We start from the raw sequence: 2,708 nt of genomic DNA on the forward strand, positions 1-2,708 counted from the left end.
ATACAAACAAGGTATCTTTAAGAGATATAACAGATCATATAGTAAATGTAGTATCTGATAGTGAGTATCCATTTAAGACAAATGAAGAGATAAGTTTAAAGGCTATATATAAACAAGAAAAAGGTAGCAAGAGGTATAAAGAGGTGCTTTGGGGATATAAGGTGATAAAAACCATAGAGTATAACGAGCTATCAAAGAAACAACCTAGAGAAGCTGTAGCCTTAAAAGATCAAAAGGGTAAAGAGATAGCATTTAAAATTTCAGATCTTATAAAAAAAGATGATCTAGAAAAGCTAAAGCAAGGTGGTCATACTATAGTATTTTTTGCATATCTTGAAGGAGAGAAGGATAAATTTAAATACCAAAGCGTATATGGTAAAAACCATATACGGATAGATATAAAGATACCTCTATATATTAAATTTAAAGATGATAAACTCATCATATATGAGTTTGAGCATGCTATAAAAGAGAAGAGCTTTAAAGCTAACATAAATTTCGATAGTTCTCTAACAGATAGAGACAAAAACATAAAAGACGGATACTACTACATAAATAAAAATATAAATCAAGCACAGGAAGTAAAGATATATGAGGATGAAAATTTAAACAAGACGCTTAACGTAAAAGATGAAAAGAATAGACAAACACTAAATAATGTATATGGGATCTATGTCAATGAGAATAGTGCAAACAGCCAAATTTTAGATAGCATAATAAGCAAAGATAAAAAATATGGTATCAACCTACTAAGTAAAGATAATATGGATAGCTTTATAAGCTCTTTTAATGAGTCAAAGAGCATAACAAGAGTAGATAGTGGTATGTGGGTGGATGGGGATAGAGAGGTTGGGGTAAAAGCCGAAATAGAATTATGCAACTGCGAAAAACTATATGCAGATAAATTTAAAGTTACAAAACTATATGAAAGCTATGGGCCTATTTATCGAGGCAAGATATCATTAAAAAATTATACCTACTGGGATGATTTAATAACTTCAAATCAAGTAACAGAAGATGAAAAGAATATACTAATAGCTATGTCCGAAAATGAAGGCAATTTGGATGCTGTTCAATCATATGACTCTGAGGTCTTGAGTGCAGGCGCTATGCAAAAGACTGTTAAAAGCACCGGAAGGGGTGAATTCTCAAAACAGCTTGCCAAATTTCGAGATAAGCACCCTAAACTATATATAACCCATGCCATGAATTGTGGTTGGAAAGTTGTCGGAAAAGATAGTGACGCTACAATTTATTACAGTAATTCACTACTAACTTACGGTAATGACATTACAGGAGAGGAGCTAAAAGCAATTATCAGAAAAGACTGCAATGTAAAAAACTATGGCAAATCGACATACAATAAACCACTTGCCGCCATAGTAAAACTTATTTCTTTAAAAGAATTTCAGGAACTTCAGGTATTAGATTTTATTGATAGACTACATGAAGCTGAAAATAAAAAGTTAATTATTAATGGTAAAAATTTTGCTATAAAAGACTTTGTTACTACTAAATTTGGAAGAGCTTTAATTTTAGATCAATCTGTAAATAGACCCAATAATGTATCAACAAATTTTAAAACAGCTTTAGATAATTTTTTTGCAGATCATCCAAAGGTCAATAAAGACCCTACTACTTGGAAAACTAATCATGTAATGTATGAGAATACGCTACTAGAATATTATAGAGACGCTAGAGTTCAAATGACAGATAATATAAAAAGATTTAACAATTTAAAGGATAAGCTATATGAAAATAATTAATTTTATACTTTTAATGTTCGTTTTGGCAATTAGCTCATATGCCAAAGAAACATTCATAAAATCCAAAAATGGAAACTCCTTGATATTTAAAGAAGCTGAGAAAAATGAACATTTTGAAGTAAATTTATACAAGAAACTAATCTTTTCTAGCAAAGAATATAATTCTACGATATACATCAATAACAACACATACTACTTTGGTCCTAATAGCAGTGTCTTGTCTAGTTCTGGCAGATACGTAATATTAGATACTTTGGAGGGAGGCTATATAACTGGTTATTCTGATGATAAAGATGAAAAACCTTTATGGAAAGATAAGGCACATTGTTTGGTTATTGATTTGCAAAATGGCTGTGTTTTGATAAACGAAACAGATGATGCCTGCATGATGGAGTGGAAAGGAGATGAGCTATATAATAATGCAGAACAACAAAAAGAGAGAATCGAGCTAAAAAGGAATATAAAAGACGATTTGGATCATCTTTTAAAGTGTGAAAATATAGGTTTTATGGATATAAATGAGTGTAAAAAGCAAAATAAAGGCAAGGTGGATAATGCTATCCGCTGCAACCCAATAAACTCTAAGAATATAAAAGAATATGAAAAATATCTAGGTAGCGATATAAATTCAGACACAAAGAGTATCTTAGGCGTGCAATGATAGATTTATCTTAAATAAGAGTAAGACAATTATGAAATTTAAAATTATATTACTAGCCCTAATTGATAGTTTAAATTTAAGCGCTTTTGAACCTTTAAGCCCTGAAAATGCTATCAATAAATTTAGTAATGATTTTTACCAAAGTTTATAAAAAAGATGAGGACTATAATAATTAATAATCAAACAAAAGACAAAAACGGCAAAGAGCATAAAGAGGACGTCACTCACTTAGAATTTATGCAAAAAGACGAAGAGAGATCAAACAGTACTGCTTCAAAGTG

The 2,708-nt window shown here is 30.4% G+C and carries 2 protein-coding genes; both read left to right on the forward strand.

All coding sequences use genetic code 11. The annotated features are described in order from the left end of the window. Positions 1-1,766: hypothetical protein (locus CYP84_RS10640; RefSeq protein WP_103636305.1), on the forward strand; the 1,766-nt coding region annotated here is incomplete at its 5' end. Beyond that, complete coding sequence (locus tag CYP84_RS00370; protein WP_103598228.1) at positions 1,753-2,427, forward strand: hypothetical protein; 675 nt, start codon at positions 1,753-1,755, stop codon at positions 2,425-2,427. The genes CYP84_RS10640 and CYP84_RS00370, both read left to right, overlap by 14 nt. Positions 2,428-2,708: the final 281 nt, after the last annotated feature.

The organism is Campylobacter concisus (genome assembly GCF_002912425.1).
GTDB classification, from domain to species: Bacteria; Campylobacterota; Campylobacteria; order Campylobacterales; family Campylobacteraceae; genus Campylobacter_A; species Campylobacter_A concisus_AH.

Bases quoted from the DNA above. Each gene is read 5' to 3' on its own strand.
- CYP84_RS00370 (WP_103598228.1), top strand. From the start codon at position 1,753: ATGAAAATAATTAATTTTATACTTTTAATGTTCGTTTTGGCAATTAGC.